Source organism: Pseudonocardia sp. TMWB2A, assembly GCF_017312135.1.
The window spans coordinates 1,538,266-1,560,203 of the sequence record NZ_QKQY01000002.1; the positions used below are offsets into that span (position 1 = coordinate 1,538,266).

General features: G+C 75.2%; 21 protein-coding genes. 5 read left to right on the top strand and 16 right to left on the bottom strand.

Features of this window, described 5'->3' with window-relative positions; all coding sequences use genetic code 11:
• Positions 1-5 precede the first annotated feature (5 nt).
• The 3 genes from DMP17_RS21635 to DMP17_RS21645 all read left to right on the top strand — a co-directional run bounded on the left by DMP17_RS21635 (position 6) and on the right by DMP17_RS21645 (position 3,358).
• Positions 6-1,259 (top strand): Rv3212 family protein, encoded by a 1,254-nt coding sequence (locus DMP17_RS21635; RefSeq protein ID WP_337830426.1) that lies wholly within the window; start codon positions 6-8, stop codon positions 1,257-1,259.
• A gap of 46 nt (positions 1,260-1,305) precedes the next feature.
• Positions 1,306-1,923, top strand: a complete 618-nt coding sequence (locus DMP17_RS21640; RefSeq protein WP_337830427.1) for a PadR family transcriptional regulator — start codon at positions 1,306-1,308, stop codon at positions 1,921-1,923.
• 100 nt (positions 1,924-2,023) lie between these two features.
• On the top strand, positions 2,024-3,358 hold the full coding sequence (locus tag DMP17_RS21645; protein WP_337830428.1) for an FAD-dependent oxidoreductase: 1,335 nt from the start codon (positions 2,024-2,026) through the stop codon (positions 3,356-3,358).
• Positions 3,359-3,362: 4 nt separating this feature from the next.
• On the opposite strand, the gene DMP17_RS21650 is transcribed toward DMP17_RS21645, so the two are convergent.
• From DMP17_RS21650 to DMP17_RS21700, 11 genes are all read right to left on the bottom strand, one after another.
• Positions 3,363-4,052, bottom strand: coding sequence for a hypothetical protein (locus DMP17_RS21650; RefSeq protein ID WP_226367148.1), 690 nt, complete (start codon positions 4,050-4,052; stop codon positions 3,363-3,365).
• On the bottom strand, positions 4,049-4,930 hold the full coding sequence (locus tag DMP17_RS21655) for a RecB family exonuclease (RefSeq protein ID WP_337830429.1): 882 nt from the start codon (positions 4,928-4,930) through the stop codon (positions 4,049-4,051). The genes DMP17_RS21650 and DMP17_RS21655 overlap by 4 nt, the downstream gene beginning before the upstream one ends.
• A 58-nt stretch (positions 4,931-4,988) precedes the next feature.
• The gene (locus DMP17_RS21660; protein ID WP_226355337.1) at positions 4,989-5,876 is read right to left on the bottom strand and encodes a PHP domain-containing protein; all 888 of its coding nucleotides are present in this window, start codon (positions 5,874-5,876) and stop codon (positions 4,989-4,991) included.
• 49 nt (positions 5,877-5,925) lie between these two features.
• Positions 5,926-6,537, bottom strand: a complete 612-nt coding sequence (locus DMP17_RS21665; protein ID WP_226355336.1) for a TetR/AcrR family transcriptional regulator — start codon at positions 6,535-6,537, stop codon at positions 5,926-5,928.
• Complete coding sequence (locus DMP17_RS21670; RefSeq protein WP_337830430.1) at positions 6,534-8,516, bottom strand: CocE/NonD family hydrolase; 1,983 nt, start codon at positions 8,514-8,516, stop codon at positions 6,534-6,536. Before DMP17_RS21670 ends, DMP17_RS21665 begins: the two co-directional genes overlap by 4 nt.
• Complete coding sequence (locus tag DMP17_RS21675; protein WP_337830431.1) at positions 8,513-10,168, bottom strand: ABC transporter ATP-binding protein; 1,656 nt, start codon at positions 10,166-10,168, stop codon at positions 8,513-8,515. The genes DMP17_RS21670 and DMP17_RS21675 overlap by 4 nt, the downstream gene beginning before the upstream one ends.
• Positions 10,165-10,986: an ABC transporter permease gene (locus tag DMP17_RS21680; RefSeq protein ID WP_337830432.1), complete on the bottom strand. Its 822-nt coding sequence runs from the start codon at positions 10,984-10,986 to the stop codon at positions 10,165-10,167. The genes DMP17_RS21675 and DMP17_RS21680 overlap by 4 nt, the downstream gene beginning before the upstream one ends.
• Positions 10,983-11,930 carry an ABC transporter permease gene (locus tag DMP17_RS21685; protein WP_337830433.1) on the bottom strand — a complete coding sequence of 316 codons (948 nt, stop codon included), beginning with the start codon at positions 11,928-11,930 and terminating at the stop codon, positions 10,983-10,985. Before DMP17_RS21685 ends, DMP17_RS21680 begins: the two co-directional genes overlap by 4 nt.
• Positions 11,927-13,486 (bottom strand): ABC transporter substrate-binding protein, encoded by a 1,560-nt coding sequence (locus tag DMP17_RS21690; RefSeq protein ID WP_337830434.1) that lies wholly within the window; start codon positions 13,484-13,486, stop codon positions 11,927-11,929. The genes DMP17_RS21685 and DMP17_RS21690 overlap by 4 nt, the downstream gene beginning before the upstream one ends.
• A 209-nt stretch (positions 13,487-13,695) precedes the next feature.
• Positions 13,696-14,253 carry a PH domain-containing protein gene (locus DMP17_RS21695; protein ID WP_226355330.1) on the bottom strand — a complete coding sequence of 186 codons (558 nt, stop codon included), beginning with the start codon at positions 14,251-14,253 and terminating at the stop codon, positions 13,696-13,698.
• A 4-nt stretch (positions 14,254-14,257) separates the two neighbouring features.
• Positions 14,258-14,410 carry a hypothetical protein gene (locus tag DMP17_RS21700; protein ID WP_167379107.1) on the bottom strand — a complete coding sequence of 51 codons (153 nt, stop codon included), beginning with the start codon at positions 14,408-14,410 and terminating at the stop codon, positions 14,258-14,260.
• Positions 14,411-14,519: 109 nt separating this feature from the next.
• On the opposite strand from DMP17_RS21700, the gene DMP17_RS21705 reads away from it, so the two are divergent.
• Positions 14,520-14,924, top strand: a complete 405-nt coding sequence (locus DMP17_RS21705) for an NUDIX hydrolase (protein WP_337830435.1) — start codon at positions 14,520-14,522, stop codon at positions 14,922-14,924.
• Positions 14,925-15,033: 109 nt separating this feature from the next.
• Here DMP17_RS21705 and DMP17_RS21710 read toward each other — a convergent pair whose 3' ends face one another.
• Positions 15,034-15,537, bottom strand: coding sequence for a MaoC family dehydratase (locus DMP17_RS21710; RefSeq protein WP_337830436.1), 504 nt, complete (start codon positions 15,535-15,537; stop codon positions 15,034-15,036).
• 363 nt (positions 15,538-15,900) lie between these two features.
• Between DMP17_RS21710 and corA the strand changes: the two genes are divergently transcribed.
• On the top strand, positions 15,901-17,007 hold the full coding sequence (gene corA, locus DMP17_RS21715; protein ID WP_337832710.1) for a magnesium/cobalt transporter CorA: 1,107 nt from the start codon (positions 15,901-15,903) through the stop codon (positions 17,005-17,007).
• 60 nt (positions 17,008-17,067) lie between these two features.
• Here the strand turns inward: corA and DMP17_RS21720 are convergent, their stop codons facing one another.
• The 4 genes from DMP17_RS21720 to DMP17_RS21735 form a co-directional block, all read right to left on the bottom strand.
• Positions 17,068-18,558 (bottom strand): methyltransferase domain-containing protein, encoded by a 1,491-nt coding sequence (locus DMP17_RS21720; protein ID WP_337830437.1) that lies wholly within the window; start codon positions 18,556-18,558, stop codon positions 17,068-17,070.
• Between the two features lie 154 nt (positions 18,559-18,712).
• Complete coding sequence (locus DMP17_RS21725; RefSeq protein ID WP_226367158.1) at positions 18,713-18,967, bottom strand: YbdD/YjiX family protein; 255 nt, start codon at positions 18,965-18,967, stop codon at positions 18,713-18,715.
• A complete protein-coding gene (locus DMP17_RS21730; RefSeq protein WP_337830438.1) occupies positions 18,925-21,171 on the bottom strand; it encodes a carbon starvation CstA family protein in 2,247 nt (748 codons plus the stop codon). Before DMP17_RS21730 ends, DMP17_RS21725 begins: the two co-directional genes overlap by 43 nt.
• A gap of 146 nt (positions 21,172-21,317) precedes the next feature.
• A complete protein-coding gene (locus tag DMP17_RS21735; protein WP_062400497.1) occupies positions 21,318-21,839 on the bottom strand; it encodes a general stress protein in 522 nt (173 codons plus the stop codon).
• Positions 21,840-21,938 lie beyond the last annotated feature (99 nt).

Consider the following 21,938-nt stretch of genomic DNA (forward strand, 5'->3'; position numbering starts at 1 on the left):
CACGCGTGCTGCGCGGCCGACCTCTGCGGGACCGGCTCCCGCTCCCGGGCGTCCCCGCCGAACGACGACACCGCGGCGACCGACTGGTCGCCGCGGTGCTCGTGCTGCTGGTCGCCGGGGTCGCGGTGCTCTACGCCGTGCAGAGCCCGGCCGCGCACACCGAGTCGGTGACGGCCGCGACCGCGCCCACCCCGCCGCCGCCGGTCGGCCCGGTCCCGGCCGGGTTCACCGAGCTGTGGCGGGCGGCCAGCCCGGACACGCCGGTGCCGCTGGCGGTCGGGGACGGCGTCGTCGTCGCCGAGGGGTCGCGGGTATCCGGGCACGACGCCCGCACGGGCGCCGAGCGCTGGAGCTACGAGCGTGACCTGCCGCTGTGCACCACCGGGTTCGCCGACGGCCGCGTGCTCGCGCTCTACCGCAACGACGAGTACTGCTCCGAGCTGTCCACGCTCCAGCCCGACTCCGGGGCCCGTGGACCGGCCCGGACCCTCGACGCCCGGCCCGGCACCCGGCTGATCGGCCAGGACCCGGTGCTCGCGACCGGCCAGGACTACGTCGAGACCTTCCGCTCCGACCTGGTCCGCACCGCCGAGTACGGCACGGTGCGCGCGCTGGAGGAGCCCGGCTCGCAGCCGCGGTCGGGGTGCACGTTCCGCTCCTTCGCCGCCGCCGAGGACCGCGCCGCGATCCTGGAGCGCTGCCCCGGTGAGCCGTCCGAGCGGCTGACGGTGCTGCGTCCCAGCGGGACCGAGGGTGACCGGCCCGCGTTCGACTCGTCGTCGGTCACCGGGACCGACGGCGCCCAGGTGGTCGCCGCGTCGTCCGAGCGCGTCGCCGTCCTGCTCCCGGGTGCACCCCGCCTGGCCCTCTACGACCGGTCCGGGCGCAGCATCGGCGAGTTCCCGGTCGACGCGGGCGCGACGGTCGCCACCCCCGCCGACGGCGTCGCCCGCACCACCGCCGACGACCAGCGCCGCTACTGGTGGACCGGCGGCGCGACCGTCGCGCTGGACACCCGCAGCCTCCAGCCGCGCTGGAGCCTGCCCGGCACCCTCGGCCCCGGGACCCGCTACGGCGACCGGCTGCTCGTGCCCGTCCCCGGCGGGATCGCCGACGTCGACCCGGCCACCGGCGTCGTCGCCCGGACCCTGCCGGTGGACCGCGGCCCGGTCACCGCGCCGATCCTGCTCGCCGCCCAGGGCGCCCTGCTGGTCGAGCTGCGCGGCGACGAGCTCGTCGTGCTGGGGCCCGCCGGCTGAGACGCACCATTGCCATAGTGTCTTCGACACTAGTATCGTCGACACCATGACGCAGCGGTCCGGCCTGGCCCTCGCCGTGCTGTCCCTGCTCACCGAGGAACCCATGCACCCCTACCGGGTGCAGCAGCTCGTCCGGGAGCGGGGCAAGGACGACGTGGTCAACGTCGGGCAGCGGTCACAGCTCTACAAGACGATCGACCGTCTCGCGCGCGACGGCCTGATCGTCGAGCACACCACCGAGCGGGAGACCGCCCGCCCGGAACGCACCCTGTACGCGGTCACCGACGCGGGCCGCGAGACCGCCGAGGAGTGGACCCGGGAGATGCTGGCCGTGCCGCGGCCGGAGTTCCCCGAGTTCGTCGTCGGCCTCGCGCACCTGCCCCAGCTCACCCCGGCCGACGCCGCCGCGGCCGTGGAGATCCGCCTCGGCACCCTGCGCCGACGGCTGGCCGGCGCCCGGGCGAGCCACGACGCGGTCGCGGGCCTGCTGCCGCGGGTCGTGCTCGTCGAGCTCGAGTACACCATCGCGATGCTGGAGGCCGAGACCTCCTGGGTCGCCGCGCTCGTCGACGACGTCCGCTCCGGCCGCCTCACCTGGAACCGCGAGGAGCTGCTGCGCCTGGCCGCCGAGCGCAGCGGCACGGCACCGCCCGACCGCCCCTGACCGGGCGCCGGGCGCGTCCCGGCCGCACCGCACACCGCACGCACGGCCGTCGCGTCCGCGACCGGCCGCGATCCGCCCTGCTCCGACACGGAGGTCCACCATGTCCGTCCGAGTGATCGTCGCCGGTGCCGGTACCGGCGGCCTGTGCCTGGCCCAGCGGCTGCACCGGGCCGGGGCGCAGGTCGTCGTCCTGGAACGCGACACCGACCCGCGGCCGGCCGGGCTGCGCGGCTACCGGGTCGGGATCTCCCCCGACGGCTCCCGCGCCCTGCGGGCCTGCCTGCCCGCGGAGCTGTACGCGGTGTTCGAGGCGACCACGGCCGCGTCGTACGACCGGCTGCTGATGTGCACCGAGCAGTACCGCGAGCTGCTGTCGCTGCCGTTCGCCGAGATGCCCGGCGGCGGGGCCGAGGAGTTCAACGTCAGCCGCACCACGCTGCGCCGGGTGCTGCTGACCGGCATCGGGGACACGGTGCGCTGGGGCAGCCCGTACGTCGGCCACGAGGTACGCGACGACGGCACCGTCCTCGTCCGCACCGGGGACGGGGACACGGTCACCGGCGACCTGCTCGTGGGCGCCGACGGCGCGCACTCCCGGGTCCGCGGACGGTTCCTGCCCGGTGCGGGCCACACCTCCACCGGGCTCGTCGCGATCGGCGGCCGCGCCCCGCTCGACGCCGCCACGACCGCGCTGCTGCCCGGCGCCGACGGCATGGCACTGGTGTTCGGCCGCACCGGGACGATGGGGATCACCCACGTCATGCGGATGCCCTGGGACGCCGACCGCGTCCCGCGCCCCGGGACCGACCCGGCCCGCGCCGCGGCGCTGCGCGCCTGGCCCGGGCTGGCCGGGGACCCGACGGACGACTTCGTCTCGTGGGGCGTCACCGTCTCGCACACCGTGCTGCCGGGCGGGCGGCCGGTGTCCGCGGACGGCTCCGCTCTGCTCACCCTGGCGCAGCAGGTCACCGCGGACTGGGACCCGCGCTGGCGCGCGCTGCTCGGCCGGTCGGACCCGGCGTCGGCGTTGTGGATCGACATCCGCACCTCCGACCCGCTGCCGCACTGGGAGCCCGGGCCGGTCACGCTGCTCGGCGACGCCGCGCACACCATGACCCCCGGCCGCGGCGCCGGCGCCAACACCGCCCTGCGCGATGCCCGTGAGCTGGGCGAACGCCTGGTCCGGGTGCACGACGGCGGCCTCGACCTGCGCACCGCCGTCGGCGGCTACGAGGCGGAGATGCGCCGCTACTCGGCCGTCGCGGTGCGCGAGTCGCTGCAGCAGATGCACGACGACTCCGATCGCGGCCCGGTCTCGCGGGCGCTGGGGACCGCCGCGCAGCGGACCGGGCTGCGCCTGGTGAACCGGGTCCCCGCGCTGCGACGGCGGCTGGCCCGCGGCATGCAGCGCGTCCGGGACTCCGAGCGCGCCTGAGCGGCTACAGGAACCAGCCGAACCCGAGCACCAGCGACGCCGTCACGACCACCCCGAGCGCGGCGAGCAGCCCGGTGCGGTCCCGCCGCCGGTCCGCGACGACCTGGCCGACGACGGCGACGACCGCCGCCCCGACGTGCGCGACGATCGCGCCGGAGCCGGGCCCGGGGACCCCGCTGTTCCCGGCCACCCACTCCACGACGACCAGCCCGAGCGCGAGCACGACCAGCCCGCCGGCGAGCACCCCGGCCAGGCCGCGCAGCAGCCGGGCCCCGGCGCCGTCGACGTCGGGTCCGGGGGTGCGGCGCCGTGCCCGCCGCTCGCCCTCCTCGGCGCGGCGGCGGTCGGCCCGCCGGCCGGGCGCGCGGGCGGCGGGGTGCTCGTCGGCGCGCGGCGGCTCGCCCGCGCCGGAGGACAGCCCGCGGCGCGACCCGGCGTCGCCGCGGCGCGGTGCGCGGCGGGACTCGGGCAGGGCCTCGGTGGGCCGCGGACCCGCCGGGGGCCCGACGCCGCCGCGGCGCCCGGGCGGGCCGGACGGCGGGACCGGCGGGCGGGGGCCGTAGCCGTCGGGGCCGGGGTGCGGGCGGCCGTGCGACGGCCCGGCGCGGTACGGGGCGGGCGCGCCCGGCGGGCGGGGCGGGAGCGGGGGGCGGCCGCGGGGCGGCGGGCCGGGGAACTGCGGGTCGGCGGTCACGGGGCGAGCAGGTCCCACGGTCGCGGCTCCGGGACGGCGGCGCGGCCCGGAGCGCAGTTCCGGCGGACCGCGCAGGTCCCGCAAAGCGCACCGGTGCGGGCCGGGAAGAGCGTGTCGGCGTCGCCGCCGTCGGCCAGCGCGGTCGTCGCCCCGGCGGCGGCGTCGGCGGACTCCGCGGCCGCGGCGACGTGCCGGTCGAGGGAGGCCTGGTCGTGGGTGTGCGCGGCGACGGTCCCGGTCGGCACGTGGTGCAGCTCGACCGTGCGGCAGGGGCGGCGGAACACCGATGCGGTGGCGACGGCGTAGAGCGCGAGCTGCCGGGAGTCCGCGGCGTCGGCCGCGGTCGGCACCCGGCGCCCGGTCTTGAAGTCGACGACGACGGCCTCGCCGTCGCGCGCGTCGATCCGGTCGACCCGGCCCTCGACCAGCAGCGGCCCGGCGGGGGCCCGCACCCACCGTTCGACGGCGAGCGGCTCGTCCCGCCCGGCCGGGCCGTCGACGGCGGCGGCCAGCCAGTCCCGGGCGCGCTCGCGGTACCGGGCGGCCTGGGCGTCGTCGGCGAACCCCTCGCCGGTCCAGTGCCGGTCCACCAGGGACGCGGCCTGCTCCGGGGTGCGCCGCTCGGCGGGCAGGGCCGCCAGCGACCGCAGCGCCAGGTGCACCACCGCTCCGAGCGTGGTGTGGGCGAACCCGCCGCCCCGCGGCGGGGCCGGCCGGTCGACGTGCAGCATCCGGTAGCGGCGCGGGCAGGCGTCCCAGGTGTCGAGCCGGGCCGGGGTGACCCGGTGCAGCGCGGTCGCACCGAAGCCGGGGTCGAGCAGGTCCAGGCCGAGCTGACCGTCCGGGGTCCCGGTGGCGGGAGCGGTGGTCCGGGCCATGGGCGCCACGGTACTCTCGGACGGTCACCGACCGTCGATCACTCCCGGCGACGCACCGTCACGCGGTGCCGCCGGATCCGCCGTGCAGCACGGGGACGCCGGTGGCCCGTTCGGTCAGTGCCGCGTAGACCTCCGGGTCGGTCGTCTCCTCGGCGAGCGGGGTCGTCTTGTTCGTTCCGTGGTAGTCGCTGGAGCCGGTCGCGAGCAGGCCGTGCTCGGCGGTGATCCCGCGCAGCAGCTCGCGGTCGGCCGGGGCGTGGTTCGGGTGGTCGACCTCGATCCCGCCCAGCCCCCAGCCGACGAGGTCCACGAGCACCGACGGCTCCACGACCACACCGCGCCTGCGGGCCAGCGGGTGCGCGAACACCGCGACCCCGCCCGCCGCGACGATCATCTCGACGGCCGTCTCGACCCGGGTGTCGGCCCGCGGCACGTAGTAGGGGCTGTCGTTGTGCAGCAACTCGGCGAAGGCCTCGTCGACCGACCCGACGACGCCGGCCGCGACGAGCGCGCGGGCCAGGTGCGGCCGGCCCGCGCTGCCGCCCTCGGGCAGGTGCGCGAACACGGTGTCGACGTCGACCGGGTACCCGTCGGCGGCCATCCGCCCGATCATCGTCTCCAGCCGCTGCACGCGCTCGGACCGGAGCCGCTCCTGCTCCGCGACGATCGCGGCGTGCTCCGGGTCGAACAGGTAGCCGAGCAGGTGCACCGAGCAGCGCGGCTCGCCCGTGCGGCCGGTCGGGCTCAGGCAGGAGAACTCCGCGCCGCGCACCAGCGCGAGACCGGCCGGCAGCGCGGCCCCCGCCTCGGCCCACCCGGCGGTGGTGTCGTGGTCGGTGATCGCGACGACGTCGAGCCCCGCGGCCCCGGCCGCCCGGACCAGCCCGGCCGGGGAGTCGGTGCCGTCGGACGCGGTGGAGTGGGCGTGCAGGTCGATGACGGACACGCGCCCGACCCTAGCCCCGCGCACCGCCGACGCACCCCGGACGGGGCGTCTACTCCCCCGTCGGGCGGGACGACCCGGTCCAGTCGGCCAGCGCGGTCCGGACGTGCGCGACCGCCTGCTCCGACGACATCGGGGGCACCCCGCGCAGCCGTTGCAGGGCCAGCCCGTCGACCAGCGCGACGAGCCGGGCCGCGGTGCCGTCGGGGTCCGCGCAGCGCAGCGAGCCGTCGGCGACCCCGGCGAGGACCAGGTCCCGCAGGACGGTGTGCCAGCCGGTGTAGCGCTCGTGCTGGGACCGTTCGTCGTCCCACACGCCGTCCTGCCAGCACTCGAACCACAGCCGCCAGTGCGGCCGGGTCTCCTCGTCGAGCGAGGCGGCGAGCAGCAGGTCCAGGCCGTCGCGCGGGGCCAGCGCCGCGGCCCGCTCCCGCAGCGGGTCGTAGTAGGCGGCGAGCTGCACGGTGAGGGACTCGGCGAGGATCTCCCGGACCCCGGAGAAGTGGTAGGTCAGCGTCCCGACCGACACCCCGGCCGCGGCGGCGATGTCCCGGATGCCGGTGCCGCGCACGCCGCGTTCGGCGACCAGGGCCGGGACCGCCTCGAGCACCATCGCGCGCCGGACCTCGGTGGGCTGGCGGCGCCGCGCGGGCCGGGCGCTCATGCGCCCCGCCGCGGGATGGTGCGGTGCCAGCGTCGCTCGGCGACGACCTCGTCGCCGTGCCGGGCGACCAGCGAGCTGTCGGCGACGAAGTCGGTGGCGGTCGCGGTGAGCACCGAGCGGGTCTCGACGTCGGTCCGCCAGTCGCCGCGGCCGATCGCGATCGTCCAGGCCGACTCGGCGCGTGCCGAGAGCGGGTCGCCGTCGGTGATCCGGTAGGTCTCGCGGGTGTCCTCGGCGTAGGACAGGCCGTCGGGGAAGGTGCGCGAGCCGCCGTAGCGGGGGTCGACGCGCAGCTCCCAGGTGCCGGTGCCGACGTCGTGGAGGACCTCGCGTTCGGGACGGTCCGGCGGCGGGGTGGTCGTCACCGGCAGCGGCGGCGCCTGCTCGGGCGGGCCGAACGTCGTCGCCGGGAGGTCGGTGCCGGTGTTCAGCGGCAGGGTCAGCGAGCTCCTGTCGGGCACGACCGTCAGGCGTACCGGCTCGGGGTGCGGCCACACCCACGGCCAGTACGTCTGCGAGACCGCGACCCGCAGCCGCCCGCCGGCGGGGACGGCCGAGCCGGTCGCCATCAGCGGCACCTCGACCGTCTCGGGGACGCCCGGGGTCCACGGCACGGTGCGGTCGCGGCCGTGGCGGCGGGTCAGGTTCAGCACGCCCCGGGTGACCAGTGTGGACGCGCCGTCGTCGTCCACGGTGCACAGCCGGACGACGACGGCGGCCGCGGGCCGGTCGGCGTCCAGGTGCAGCCGCACCACCGGCCTGCCGAGGATCTCGACGCGCTCGGGCAGCGGGCCGAGGTCGAAGCAGACCGAGCGGCCGTCCTCGGCGCGCTGGTCGGGCGGCAGGTCGGTGGGGTTGCCGAAGGGGAAGTAGCGCCCGGCGTCGATCCCGGTGTGGTCCGGCGCGGCGACGACGACCGGCTCGCTCCCGCTGCCCAGCACCAGCTCACGGACGGTCTCCCCGACGGCCGGGGCGCCGACCCACCGCCCGGGGCGCTCGGGGTAGGTGGTGGCGGGCCGGACCGGTTCCTGGATCCACGCCCGCAGCGGCGGGTCGTCCTCGACGCCGGTGGGCTCGTCCTTGAGCCAGCGGTCCCACCAGCGCAGCGTCTCCTGCAGGAACCCGATCGCGGGGCCGGGCGGCAGCTCGATGTCGGGGTAGCGGTGCGCCCACGGGCCGACGATCCCGCGCACCGGTGCGTCCAGTGTGGACAGCAGGCGGAGCACGGTGTCGCGGTACGGGTCGTTCCATCCGCCGACGGCGAGCACCGCGGCCCGGATCGCCGAGGGGTCCTCGCAGACCGAGCCGTGCCGCCAGTAGTCGTCGCGCTCGGGGTGGGCCAGCCAGTGGTGCAGGAACGGTTCGGCCGCCTCCAGGCGCTCGCGCCACATCGGCAGCCACCGCTCCCCGACGACGGCCGGGTCCGGCGGCCGGGCGGTGAACGCCAGCATCGTGCCCGACCAGCCCGCCATGTCGATGCCGAGCACGGCGCCGCCGGTGTAGTGCACGTCGTTGTCGTAGCGGTCGTCGGTGGAGCAGACGGTGACGACCGCCTGGAGCGCGTCGGGGGCGAGCGCGGCGACCTGCAGGGCGTTGAACCCGCCCCAGGAGATCCCGAACATCCCGACCCGGCCGGTGCACCAGGGCTGTGCGGCCAGCCACTCCACGACGTCGACGCCGTCGGCCAGCTCGGCCGGGGTGTACTCGTCGAGCAGCAGCCCCTCGGAGTCGCCGGTGCCCCGGACGTCGACGCGCACCGAGGCGTAGCCGTGCCCGGCGTACCAGGGGTGGCGGGCGGCGTCGCGGGGCGCGGTCCAGTCGTCCTTGCGGTAGGGCAGGTACTCCAGCAGGGCGGGCACCGGGTCGTCGAGGGCGTCGACCGGGAGCTGGATGCGGGCGTGCAGCCGGGTGCCGTCGCGGGTGGGGATCCAGGCGTCGACGGTCTCGGTGCGGCGCGGGAACGCGTCGCGGTACCTCATGGTGCGGGGGTCTCCTCAGGACTGCCGAGATCGGTGTAGCGGGCGGCGGTGAGCAGCTCGCGGGTGTAGGGGTGCTGCGGGTCGGCGAAGACCTCGGCGGTCGGCCCGTGCTCGACGACCCGGCCGTGCCTCAGCACCAGCACCCGGTCGGCGAGGCCGCGCACCACGGCGAGGTCGTGGCTGATCAGCAGCACGGCGAGGTCGCGCTCGCGGCGCAGGTCGTCGAGCAGCGCCAGCACCGAGGCCTGCACCGACACGTCGAGCGCGGTGGTCACCTCGTCCGCGACGACGACGGCCGGGTCCCCGGCCAGCGCGCGGGCGATCCCCACCCGCTGGCGCTGCCCGCCCGAGAGCTGCGCCGGGAGCCGCCCGGCGAACGACGCGTCGAGCCGCACGTCGGCGACCAGCTCGGCGACCCGGCGGGCGACGCCCGCGCGCCCGGTCGCCGTGCCGAACAGCCGGACCGGCCGGGCCAGTGACGAGCCGACGGTGCGGCGCGGGTTCAGCGCGGTGTCGGCGCTCTGGAAGGCCATCTGCAGGGCCCGGCGGACCTCGACCGGCCGCCGTCCGGCGGGGCGGGACAGGTCGCCGGCCGGGGCGCCGTCCGGGGTGCACAGCCGCAGCGTCCCGCCGGCCGGGGTGACGAGGCCGGCCAGCGCCCGGGCCAGGGTGGACTTGCCGCTGCCCGACTCCCCGACGATCGCCAGGACCTCGCCGCGGCGCACGGTGAACGACACGTCCTCCACGGCGACGGTGCCGCCGTAGGTGATCCGGGCGCCGTCGACCTGCACCGCGACCGGGCGGTCGCCCGCCGGCGCGCCGGCGGCCCGGTCGCGGACGGTGCGGGTGCCGTCCTCGCCGACCTCGGCGAGCCCGGTGTCGGTCAGCCGCGGCACCGAGGCGAGCAGCCGACGGGTGTAGGCGGTGCGCGGGTCGGCGAACAGCTCCGGCGCCGGGCGCTGCTCGACGGGCTCCCCGTCGCGCAGGACCAGCACCTCGTCGGCCATCCGCCGCACGACGCCGAGGTCGTGGCTGACCAGCACGCTCGCCAGGCCGTCGGCCTCGGCGAGCTCGGCCAGCAGCCGCAGCACCTCCTCCTGGGTGAGCACGTCCAGCCCGGTCGTCGGCTCGTCGAGCACGAGCAGGTCCGGCCGGGCCGCGACGGCCATGGCGATCGAGACCCGCTGCTGCTGCCCACCGGAGAGCTGGTGCGGGTACCGCGGCGCCAGGGCGGGGTCGAGCCGGACGCGGTCGAGCAGCTCCGCGACCCGGGTGTCCCGGTCGCCGGTCCCCTCGGGCAGCGCCTCGGCGAGCTGGACGCCGATCCGCATCGACGGCGTCAGCACCGCCCCGGAGTTCTGCGCGACCATCGCGACGGTCCCGCGGCGCAGCGCGCGCACCCGTCGCGGGCCCGCGGCGAACACGTCCTCGCCGTGCAGCGCGACGGTGCCCGCGGTGATCCGGGACCCGCGGCGCAGGTGGCCGAGCAGCGCCGCGGCGACGGTGGACTTGCCGCTCCCGGACTCCCCGACCAGGCCGAGGGTGCACCCCGGCTCGACGGCGAAGGACACCCCGCGCACGACGGGCACATCGGCCCGGCCCGCCCGGTAGGCGATCCCGAGACCGGAGACCCGGGCGACCGGGGCGCTCACCGGCGGGCCCCCGCGGTCATCCGGTCGACGCCCCACCGGTTCGCCAGCCCGTCCGCGGCCAGGTTCAGCCCGATGACCAGCGTGGCCAGCGCGAGGATCGGGGCGAGCACGCTCCACGGCACGACGGTGACGGCGGTGCGGTTCTCGGCGACCATGAGCCCCCAGTCCGGCGTCGGGGGCGCGGCCCCGAACCCGAGGAACGACAACGAGCTGATCAGCAGCACCACCCAGGACGCGCGCAGCGCGAACTCCACCGCGACGACCCCGACGACGTTCGGCAGGACCTCGCGGACCAGCACCGACCCGGTGCGCTCGCCGCGCATCCGGGCCGCGGCGACGAAGTCGAGCCGGACCACCGACATCGCGGCGGCGCGCACGACGCGGACCACCGCCGGGGCGTAGGTGACGGTCACCGCGAGCACGACGACCGCCGGGCCGGCGCCGAGGACGGACACGACCACGAGCAGCGCCAGCACCGGCGGGACCGCCAGCACCGCGTCCAGGACGCGCATGACGGCGTCGTCGAGCCAGCCGCCGCGCAGGGCGACCAGGCAGCCGAGCAGGGTCCCCAGCCCGACCGCGGCGACGGTGGCGGCGACCGACACGGCGAGCGCGTACCGGCCGCCGTACAGGACCCGGGCCAGTACGTCGCGGCCGTAGGCGTCGGTGCCCGCCCAGTGCGCCCAGGACTGGTCCTGCAGCGCCGCCGCCGGGTCGCTGACAACCGGCGAGTACGGCGACAGCAGCGGCGCGGCCAGGGCGAGCACCAGGTGCAGCCCGACCAGCGCGGCCCCGACGAGCAGCGGCGCCCGGCTCACCGGATGCTCCGCAGCCGCGGGTCCAGCGCCATCGCCGCGAGGTCGGCGGCCAGGTTGACCACGACGTAGACGACCGCGCCGAGCACGGCGACCGCCTGCAGGGTCGGGACGTCGCGGTTCTGCACCGCGCGCAGCATCAGCGTCCCGACGCCCGGGTAGTTGAACACCGCCTCGACCACGACGGCTCCTCCGATCAGCCAGGCCAGGTTCACCGCGATGACGTTGAGCGTCGGCAGCAGCGCCGAGGGCAGGACGTGGGCGAGGACGATCCGGACGCGCGGCACGCCCTTGAGCGTCGCGGTCGTGACGAACTCCGAGCCCATCGTGTCGATCACCCCGGCCCGGGCCATCCGCACGATGTAGGCGGCCATGACCGTGGTGAGCGCGATCGCGGGCAGCCAGATCGCCCCGGCCAGGTCGGCGACGGGTGCGGTCGGCCCGTCCAGCACGACGGCGGGCGCGAGCGGGACCGTGATCGCGAGCAGCAGCACCAGCACGGTCGCGACGACGAACTCCGGCACGCTCATCCCGACCAGGCAGATCGTGGAGATCACCAGGTCCGGCGCGCGGTCGCGGTACAGCCCCGCGACGACGCCGAGCGCCACCGCGAGCGGGATGCCGACGAGCACCGCGGGCCCGGCGACGAGCAGGGTGTTGCGCAGGTGCACGGCCAGGTCGGCCGTGACCGGATCCCCGCTGACCAGCGACGTCCCGAGGTCACCGGTGAGCGCGGCGCCCAGCCAGCCGAGGTAGCGCTCCCAGGCGGGCCGGTCGAGGCCGAGCTGCTCGCGCAGCGCCGCGACCGCGTCGGGCGTCGCGTCGCGGCCGAGCAGCTGGGTGGCGAGGTCCCCGGGCAGGGCCTGGAGCGCGACGAAGACCAGGACCGAGGCCAGCAGCAGGGTCAGCACCGAGACGCCGAGCCGGCGCAGCACGTAGGCGGTCATGCGAACCCCAGCCCGCGGTAGTCGAACTCGAACCCGTGCTCGCGGTAGCCGCGGACGTCGCGGGACATGCCGACCAGGCGGTCGGCGAACATCGGGGTGAGCGCGGAGCCGTGGGTGGCGACGTAGCGCTGGGCGTCCTGGTAGAGCGTGCGACGGCGGGCGGCGTCGGTCTCGGCCCGGGCGGCGTCGAGCATCGCGTCGAACCGGGGGTCGGCCCAGGCGGACTCGTTGTACGACGACCCGGACCGGAAGATCTGGTTGAGCAGCTGGTCGATCGGGCGGCCGGTGAACCAGTACGACACGCACAGCGGGCGGGTCATCCACACCTGGGTGTAGTAGGAGTCGGCCGGGGCGGTGACCAGCCGGGCGCGGATCCCGGCGTCGGCGAGGGAGTCGGCGAAGGCGACCGCGACCGGGGTGAACAGCGGGTCGTAGGCCGAGGTGTAGACGTCGAGCTCCAGTCCCTCGGCACCGGCGCGGCGCAGCAGCGACCGGGCCCGGTCGGGGTCGCGCGGGCGCAGCGTCGAGACCCAGTCCCGCTGTTCGGGCGGGACCGGGTTGTCCCCGCCGACGACGCCGGCGTCGCGCGCCGCGGTGTCCAGCACGGCCTGCGGGTCGTAGGCCAGCCGGACGGCGTCGCGGACCGCGGGGTCGGTGAACGGCGCGGCCGTCGCGAGCATCGGGACCGTGTACCACTGGGCGTTGCGCGAGCGCGCCACCGTGGTGCGCGGTGAGGACGCCACCACCCGGGCGGTGGCGGTGTCGAGGTTGGTCTGCATGAGCAGGTGCACCTGCCCGGCCAGCAGCGCGTTGGTGCGGGCCTGGGCGTCGGCGACGGAGGCGAACGCGATCTCGTCGAGGTGCGGGCGGCCCGCCCAGTGGTCCTCGTGGGCGGTGACGCTGCCGCGCCCGGCCGGGGTGAACCCGCCGAGCACGAACGGGCCGGTGCCGACCCCGATCTCCCCCGACGCCGGCAGCACCCCGCACTGGTAGCCCGACAGCAGCGACGGGAGCTCGGCCGCGGGCTTGGCCAGCGCGACCTGCAGCGTGTACCGGTCCGGGGCCGACAGCCCGGCCGGCTCCAGCAGCCCGGCGAACACCCCGGCCATCGGCGACGACGTCGCCGGGTCCAGGATCCGCCGCAGCGTGTGGACGGCGTCGGCGGCGGTGAGCTCGCGCCCGTGGTGGAAGGTGACGCCGCGGCGCAGCCGGAACCGCCAGGTGCGCGCGTCCGGGGTCGACTCCCAGGACTCGGCGAGCCCCGGGACGGCGGCTCCGGTGTCGTCGAGCACGACGAGCCGGTCGTAGAGCGCGCCGAGGTACTCGTAGGCCGACAGCGAGCTCGCGGGGTCCAGTGTCTCGGCCCCGGACGCGGGCGGCCGGGCGATGACCATCCGCCCGCCGCGACGGGCCGGTCCGGCCGGTCCCGCCTCCGGGATCGCCGTCGTCGCGGGGGCGCCGCCGCAGCCGGTGAGCCCCGCGGCACCGAGCCCGGCCAGTCCCAGCCCGGCCAGTCCGCCGCGCAGGGCGGCCCGGCGGGTCAGTGTCACCGGCACGCGCCCACCCCTTCTCGTTCACTGAACGATTGATTCGTTCCGTGAACGATAAGGCGCTGCCGGCGTACGTCAAGTGCCCCGGGCCCGCGACCGCACCCCGGACGCCGGGCGCGCACACGACGACGCGGGGCCGCGCACGGTGCGCGGCCCCGCGTCGGGACGGCCGTTCCGGGCGCCGGTGCGGCGCTCCCGGGGGAGGTGGCGGCGGGTCAGCGCCGCCAGCGCGGTTTGGCGAGCATGCCGGTCGCGCGGGTCTTGCCCTTCTCCCCGAAGACCAGCTCGGAGAGCGCCTCGTAGATCTCCTCGGGGCGCGGCATGTAGTCGATGCGGTTCAGCGCCTGGATCTGGCCCGCGGACTCGACGACCATCGTCCCGTAGCCGAGCATGCGCCCGGACAGCGAACGCTGGAACGTCAGGTCGGTGACCTTGCCCAGGGGCATCATGCCGACGTTGTGCACGATGATCCCCTGGGCGATCATCACCCGCTTGTCGGTGATCACGATCCGCTCGATCCACCACAGGATCGACAGCGCCGTGTAGCGCAGGACCGCGACGACGACCAGGTAGAACGCCAGGTTGTCGATCACGACGTCCAGCACCGGGTCGATCCCGGGCCGGTCGAGCAGCTGCTCGACACCGATCACCACGATGATGAACAGCGCCGTCTGCCAGATGTGCTTGACCATCACCGCCCAGTGCTGGCGCACACGGATGACGCGCCGCTCCGTGGGGAGCAGATACTCGTCGATCTCCCGGGGCGCGAGCACGGGCTCAGATCAGGTTGGTGACGAAGGTCGAGACGGACTGCGCCGCGTCGTAGAGGATGTTGCCCACGTTCGAGACCGAACCGGCTGCACCATTGGGATTGGTGATCACCAGGAAGATCCCCAGCGCCACCGCTACCAGGATCAGGATCTTCTTCACGTTCCCTGCCCACCCGTTTCTCGGTGTGTCGGACACACAGACATGTCATTGGTACCGGAGGGCCGACTGGCCCCGGTACCGGCACCCGAGCAGCGTACCGTCGTTCCGGATGACCGACAGTAGCCGACACGTCGCCTGCGTGGGTGGAATCGTGTTCGACCCGGACGGACGATTGCTGCTCGTCCGCAGGGCGAACGAGCCTGGTCGGGGGCTCTGGTCGGTCCCCGGCGGCCGGGTCGAGGCGGGCGAGAGCGAGCACGAGGCCGTGGTCCGCGAGCTCGCCGAGGAGACCGGTCTGACGGTCGTCCCCGGGCGCCTGGCCGGGGTCGTCCTCCGCGGCCCGTACCGGATCGCCGACTACGTCTGCACCCTCGCGACCGGCGACCGCACCCCGCGGGCCGGCGACGACGCCACCGACGCCCGGTTCGTCGACCGTGCGGACTACGCGGCGCTGGCCGTCGTCGAGGGCCTCACCGAGACCCTCGACGGCTGGGACTGCCTGCCCCGGACCTGACCGCCACGGCGGGTGCCCGTCCGGCCCCGCGGTATGCGTGTGGGTGACACACGACGGCCCCCGCTCCGGGACGGAGTCGGGGGCCGGTGCCGGCGTGGTGTGCCGCGGGTCAGACCTGCGGCGTGGGGCGGCCGGGCTGCTCCCCGCCGCGGCTGTCGCCGTAGGACCGCTTGGGCACCATGACCTTGCGGCGGAAGGTGCACACGACGGTGCCGTCCTGCTTGTAGCCGATCGTCTCGACGTGGACGACTCCGCGGTCGTCCTTCGACTTCGACTCGGTCTTGTCGAGGACCGTGGTCTCGCCGTAGATCGTGTCGCCGTGGAAGGTCGGCTTCGTGTGCTTGAGCGACTCGACCTCGAGGTTGGCGATCGCCTTGCCGGAGACGTCGGCGACGGACATCCCCAGCAGCAGCGAGTAGATGTAGTTGCCGACCACGACGTTCTTGCCGAAGTCGGTCGTCTCCTCCGCGTAGTGCGCATCCATGTGCAGCGGGTGGTGGTTCATGGTGAGGAGGCAGAACAGGTGGTCGTCGTACTCGGTGACCGTCTTGCCGGGCCAGTGCTTGTAGACGGCACCGACCTCGAACTCCTCGTAGTAGCGCCCGAACTGCACCGTTCACGCTCCCATCACGCTGTCGATTCGTTGCGGGAGTAATCTATCCGGTGGCCCGCGCGAGGAAGGGCGGTCCGGCTCACACGTGCGCGGTCGGGGATGTCACATCACAGTGACGTCCACGGGCGCACGGACGAGACACAGGACGTCCGCCGAACAGCAGGGAGGTGAGTGCGGTGTCCGAGTCCCAGACACCGGCGAGCAGTAGGTGCCGCCTCCCGCTGCACACGGCCCCGGAGTACGTCACGGGCTGATCCCGGCGGGAGGCGAGTTCCGGCCCGGCGGCCGCCCTGCGCGGTCGCACCGTTCCCCGGTGCCGCTCGCCCCCGAGCCGCACCGGCACGCCCGGAGGTGGTCCTCGTGATGCCCTCGCTCTCCCAGCTCCGCCCCACCATCCGCCCGTCCCGCCGCGCCGAGCGCGCCGCGGCGCGGGCCGCCGCGAGCCCGCCCGTCCGGCTGCGCGTCCCGCTGTCCGCCTACGTCGTCGACTGCGCCGTCTACGTCGACGGCCGGCGGCTCCCCGGCCGCTGGACCCACGACGAGGCGATCGCCGAGGTCCGCGAGCGCGGTGAGGGCTTCGTCTGGATCGGGCTGCACGAGCCGGACGAGGAGCAGATCTCCGGCGTCGCCGAGACCTACGGGCTGCACGAGCTCGCCGTCGAGGACGCGGTGCACGCGCACAACCGCCCCAAGCTCGAGCGCTACGACGACACGCTGTTCATGGTGCTCAAGACCGTCCGCTACGTCGGGCACGCCGACCCGACGACGTCGAACGAGATCGTCGAGACCGGTGAGGTCATGGCCTTCCTCGGGCGCGACTTCGTCGTGACCGTCCGGCACGGCCGCCACACCGGCCTGCGGGAGGTCCGGCGACGGCTCGAGGACGACCCGGAGCAGCTGTCCCTCGGCCCGGCCGCGGTGCTGCACGCGATCGCCGACCACGTCGTCGACTCCTACATCGAGGTCTGCGGGCAGATCGAGGACGACATCGACGCCGTCGAGGCCGAGGTGTTCTCGCCGCGCTCGACGATGAACCCCGAGCAGATCTACGTCATGAAGCGCGAGATCCTCGACCTGCGCCGTGCGGTGATGCCGCTGGTCGGACCGATGCGCAAGCTCGCCGAGGGCTACAGCGCGCTGGTCCCGCACGACGTGCGGTCGTACTTCCGCGACGTCGACGACCACCTCGGTGGCGTCGCCGAGCAGGTGGCCGGCTTCAACGAGCTGCTGACCACCCTGGTCGACGCGGTCCTCGCGAAGATCAGCATGCGGCAGAACAACGACATGCGGAAGATCACCGCCTACGCGGGCCTGATCTCGGTGCCGACGATGATCGCCGGCGTCTACGGCATGAACTTCGACTCGATGCCCGAGCTGCACTGGGACTTCGGCTACCCGATGGTCCTGATCGTCATCGCGACGCTGTGCGGGCTGCTGTACCGCAACTTCCGCCGCAACGGCTGGCTGTAGGCCCGGGACGCCCGCCGGTCGGACCCGACGGGTGCCCGTCGACGGGGTCGGTCCCGCCGGTCAGACCCGGCGGGTGCCCGTCGGCGGGGTCGGCGGCTCGTCGTCGTCCCCGGCGGGCGGGGGCGCGTCCCCGGGTCGCGGCCGCGGAGGGCCGGGGCGCCGGAGCCCGACCGGGCGACGCGGGCGGGGGCCGGGTGTGGGGCGCCGGGGGCCCGTGGCGCCGGGTCCGGCGGGTCCGGGCTCGGCAGCGCCGCGGTCGGGTCCGACGGCACCGGGGTCGGCTTCGGCGGCGCCGGGGTCGGATTCGGCGGCGCCGGGGTCGGAGGGGTCGGGACGGGAGCCCGGCAGCCCGTACCGCAGCGCCCGGGCGACGGCGTGGCCGCGCGGGCGCGTGTCCGGGTCGTCGTCCTCGGCGGGGGCGGGGTCGTCCACCGCACCGGGCACACCCCGGTCGGGGTCGATCGCGGCGGGGACACCGGCATCGCGGTCACCCGGCGCACCGTCGGCGCCGGACCGCTCGCCCGGCGTGCGGTCGGCGCCGTCACGGTCGGCGGGGCCGTCGGGGCCCGTGGGCGCCGCACCGGACGGGTCCGGGTCCGCGGCGACGTCGGCGTCGCCCTCCCCCACCTCGACCCCGTCGCCCTCGAGCACCTGCTCCGGGAGCGTCTCGGCGTAGCCGGGGTCCTCGGGGCCGCCCTCGTCGACGGGCTCGGTCGTGTCCTCGGGAGCCGGGGCGGGCTCGTCCCGGAGGGGCCGCCACCCCGCGGCGGCGATGGCCGAGCGGCGGGCGCGGCGTTCCTGGCGCTCCCCCACCACGTCGGGCTCGTCGGGGCGCCGTCCCAGGAACGTGTGCACGAGGTGCTGCTGGACCCCGCCGACGGTCTGGACGCGGACGTCGTCGAACCCGGCCCGTTCCATCCGGTGCACCATCTGCTCGGGCCCACCGGCCGTCGCGATCCGCCTGGCCCGGTACCGGGCGAGGTCCGCGGCCCCCCAGCGCAGCGAGGCCATCGGGAGCATCCAGGTCCAGTTCGCCGTCGTCCAGCGCATCCGGCTCCGGCCGCCGACGGCGTAGTCGTGCACCGCCAGCGGGGCGCCGGGCGCGAGCAGGCTCAGCAGCCGGCGCAGGCCGTGCTCGGCGTCGGGCAGGTTGGACACCAGGAAGGACGCGAGGATCCCGTCGAACGGGCCCTCGATGCCGGCCTCGGCGAGGGTCTCCAGCCGGGAGTGCACGAACGTCACCCGGGGCGACCAGTTCTTCTTCCGGGCGACGGCGAGCATCTCCGCGGACGCGTCGACCGCGACCACCTCGGCACCCCCGACGCTGGTCAGCAGCGCCTCGGTGGACACCCCGGTCCCACAGCCGGCGTCGAGCAGACGCAGACCGTGGCCGTCGCCCAGGCCCATCCGCGACGCCGACACCCGCAGGTGGGTGCGGTAGCCCGGCAGGGTCGCGACGAAGGCGTCGAAGCCCGCGGCACCCCGCCCGTAGGCACGGTGCACCGTGGCCGGGCGGATCTGGTCGCTCTCCTGCCACGCCTCGCCGCTCACGGGGCCTGATCCTGCCCGCAGCGGCCCGTGTCCGGAACCCGACGCGCCCTCCCCGGTGGGGTGTGACACCCACCCGGGAGGGCGCGCTGGGCCGAACGTGGAGCCCCGGCCACCCGTGCGGCGCAGCGGGTCCGGCCGGAGGCGGGGTGCCGCCTCAGCAGCAGCGGCCCTGCGGGTTGCTCTCCTGGTACGCGGTGCGGGCCCGCCAGTACTCCCGCTCGGTCATCGGCGGGTGGTCGTGCCCGCTGCGACGGTGGTGGTCGAGGTAGCGGTCGTACAGGTCCGCCCCGATCACCCCGCGCCACCAGCCGTGCAGCGCCCGCAGCCGGGCCAGCGTCGTGGCCGCCACGGTCGGTGCCGCCACGGTCAGTGCCCCGACCGGGCCGGGGTGCCGACCGTCTCGGTCCACTGCTTCTCCAGCTCCTTCTCCGCCGGGGTCGCGACCAGGCCGGCCGGGGCGTAGAGCCGCGAGGGCACCGGCTCCTCCTCGTTGTCCGGGCGGCCGCCCATCGAGATCGACCTCCAGGCGGCCAGGACCGCGGCGACGATCACGACGATCGCGAGCGTCACGAACAGGATCGACAGCGTGCCCTGGACGAAGGTGTTGCGGACGACGGCCGCCATCGCCTGCGGGGTGCCCGCGGTGCCGAAGCTCGTCTCCCCGGACGCGATGGCCTCCCGGAAGGCGAAGTGCTGCGCCCAGTACCCGATCTTCGGGTTCGAGGAGAAGATCTTGTACATCGACGCCGTGACCGTCACGACGGCGGCGAACGCCAGCGGCACGACGATGATCCACAGGTAGCGCACGTGCCCGCGCCGGGCCGCGATCGCCAGGCAGACCGCGAGCGCGATCGCCGCCAGCAGCTGGTTCGCGATGCCGAACAGCGGGAAGAGCGTGTTGATCCCGCCCAGCGGGTCGGTCACGCCCATCAGCAGGATCGCGCCCCAGGCACCGACCATCAGCCCGGTGCAGATCCAGGCGGCCGGCCGCCACGAGGTGTCCTTGAACTTCGGGGCGACGGTGCCGATCGCGTCCTGCAGCATGAAGCGCGCCACCCGGGTGCCGGCGTCGACGGCGGTGAGGATGAACAGCGCCTCGAACATGATCGCGAAGTGGTACCAGAAGCTCATCATCCCGGGCCCGCCGATGAACTGCTGCATGATGTTCGCCAGGCCGACCGCCAGCGTCGGCGCACCCCCGGTGCGGGAGACGATCGACTCCTCGCCGACCAGCGCCGCGGTCGTCGCGAGCTGGTCGGGGGTGACGTTGACGTTCATCAGGCCGAGCGAGTTCACGAATGCGGCCGCGCCCTCGACGGTGCCCTCGGTCAGCGACGCGGGGACGTTCATCGCGAAGTAGAGCCCGCGGTCGATCGACAGCGCCGCGACCAGCGCCATGATCGCCACGAAGGACTCCATGAGCATGCCGCCGTAGCCGATGAAGCGGGTCTGGCGCTCCTTCTCGACCAGCTTGGGCGTGGTGCCCGAGGAGATCAGGGCGTGGAAGCCGGACAGCGCGCCGCAGGCGATCGTCACGAACAGGAACGGGAACAGCGACCCGGCGACGACGGGGCCGTCGTCCCGGCCGGCGAACTCGCTGAACGCGGGCGCCGCGAGCTCGGGGCGGACGACGATGATCGCCACCGCGAGCAGCACGATCGTGCCGATCTTCATGAACGTCGACAGGTAGTCGCGCGGGGCGAGCAGCAGCCAGACCGGGAGCACTGCGGCCACGAAGCCGTAGACGATCACGCCCCAGGCGATGGTGGTCCGGTCCAGGGTGAACAGCGCCTGGCCCCAGCCGGTCTCGGAGACCCAGCCGCCGGCGACGATCGCGCCGATCAGCAGCACGAAGCCGATCCAGGAGACCTCGGAGACCTTCCCGGGCCGCAGGTACCGCAGGTAGACGCCCATGAACAGGGCGATCGGGATGGTCAGCGCCACCGAGAAGACGCCCCACGGGCTCTCCCCGAGCGCGTTCACCACGACCAGCGTGAGCACCGCGATCAGGATGATCATGATGGCGAGGGTCGCGATGATCGCCGCGATCCCGCCGACCCGGCCGAGCTCCTCGCGGGCCATCTGGCCCAGCGAGCGGCCGCCGCGGCGCATCGAGAAGAACAGCACCAGGTAGTCCTGGACCGCGCCGGCGACGATGACGCCGACGATGATCCAGATCGTGCCGGGCAGGTACCCCATCTGCGCGGCCAGGACCGGTCCGACCAGCGGACCGGCACCGGCGATCGCGGCGAAGTGGTGGCCGTAGAGGACCCGCCGGTCGGTCGGCAGGAAGTCCTGGCCGTTCTCCTTGTACTCGGCCGGGGTGGCGCGCCGGTCGTCCGGGCGCAGCAGCTTGTTCTCGATGTAGCGGGAGTAGAACCGGTACGCGATCGCGTAGGTGCTCACCGCGGCGAACACGAACCAGATCGCGTTGACCGTCTCCCCGCGCACCAGCGCGAGCATCACCCACGCCAGACCGCCCAGCAGGGCGATGCCCGCCCACACCGCGATCTTCAACGGTGTCCACGTCCGCTGTTCGGCGAGGAGCACCTCCTCGTCCACCGCCGCCGGCGGGAGCTCACGCTCCGCCGGTCCGCCCGACACCTGTGTCATCGCGCCCCTCCGATATGTCCGACGCGCGAACTATAGGAGGCGGTGTGCCGTGTGGGAACAGATGTCCGCTTGCCGACGCACGACGGCCGCCGCCACCCGGTCGGGTGACGACGGCCACGGGGTCGTGCGGGCGGGCCGGGAGCCGGTCAGAAGCCCCCGCCGGGGCCGCCCATCGCCAGCTTGGCCAGCATCTCGCGGGCCCGCTCGGCGTTGCGCGGCTCGCACAGGACGTCGTAGCGCCCCGCCACCATCTGGCTGGCGGACTGGAAGTCCCGGCGGCCCTTGCTCGCGCTGTAGCTGACCGCGGCGAAGGCCATGAAGAACACCGCGCCGGACACCAGACCGACGACGATGGGCAGGAAGTTGCCGTCCGGGGAGAACACGAACAGCAGGACACCGACGAACAGACCCAGCCAGGCGCCCTGCGCCGCACCGGAGGCGAGCACCCGGCCCCAGGTCAGGCGGGCGATGACCCGCTCGACGAGCATCAGGTCGACGCCGACGATCGTCACGTCGGCGACCGGGAAGTCGGAGTCGGCGAGGTGGTCGACGGCCCGCTGCGCCTCCTCGTAGGTGGCGTAGGAGCCCACCGGCCACCCGGTCGGCGGAGTGGGCAGCTGCGGCAGGCCCGGAGCCGGACGAGTCTGGCCGCCGAAGGGGTTGGTCATGGCGTGCTCCTCGTAGAAGATGTCCTGTCTCGTCGTCGGTGCAACGTTCGACCGGACCGCGACGTGCCCCGAACACTAGTCGCGGAGCCGCAGGTCACA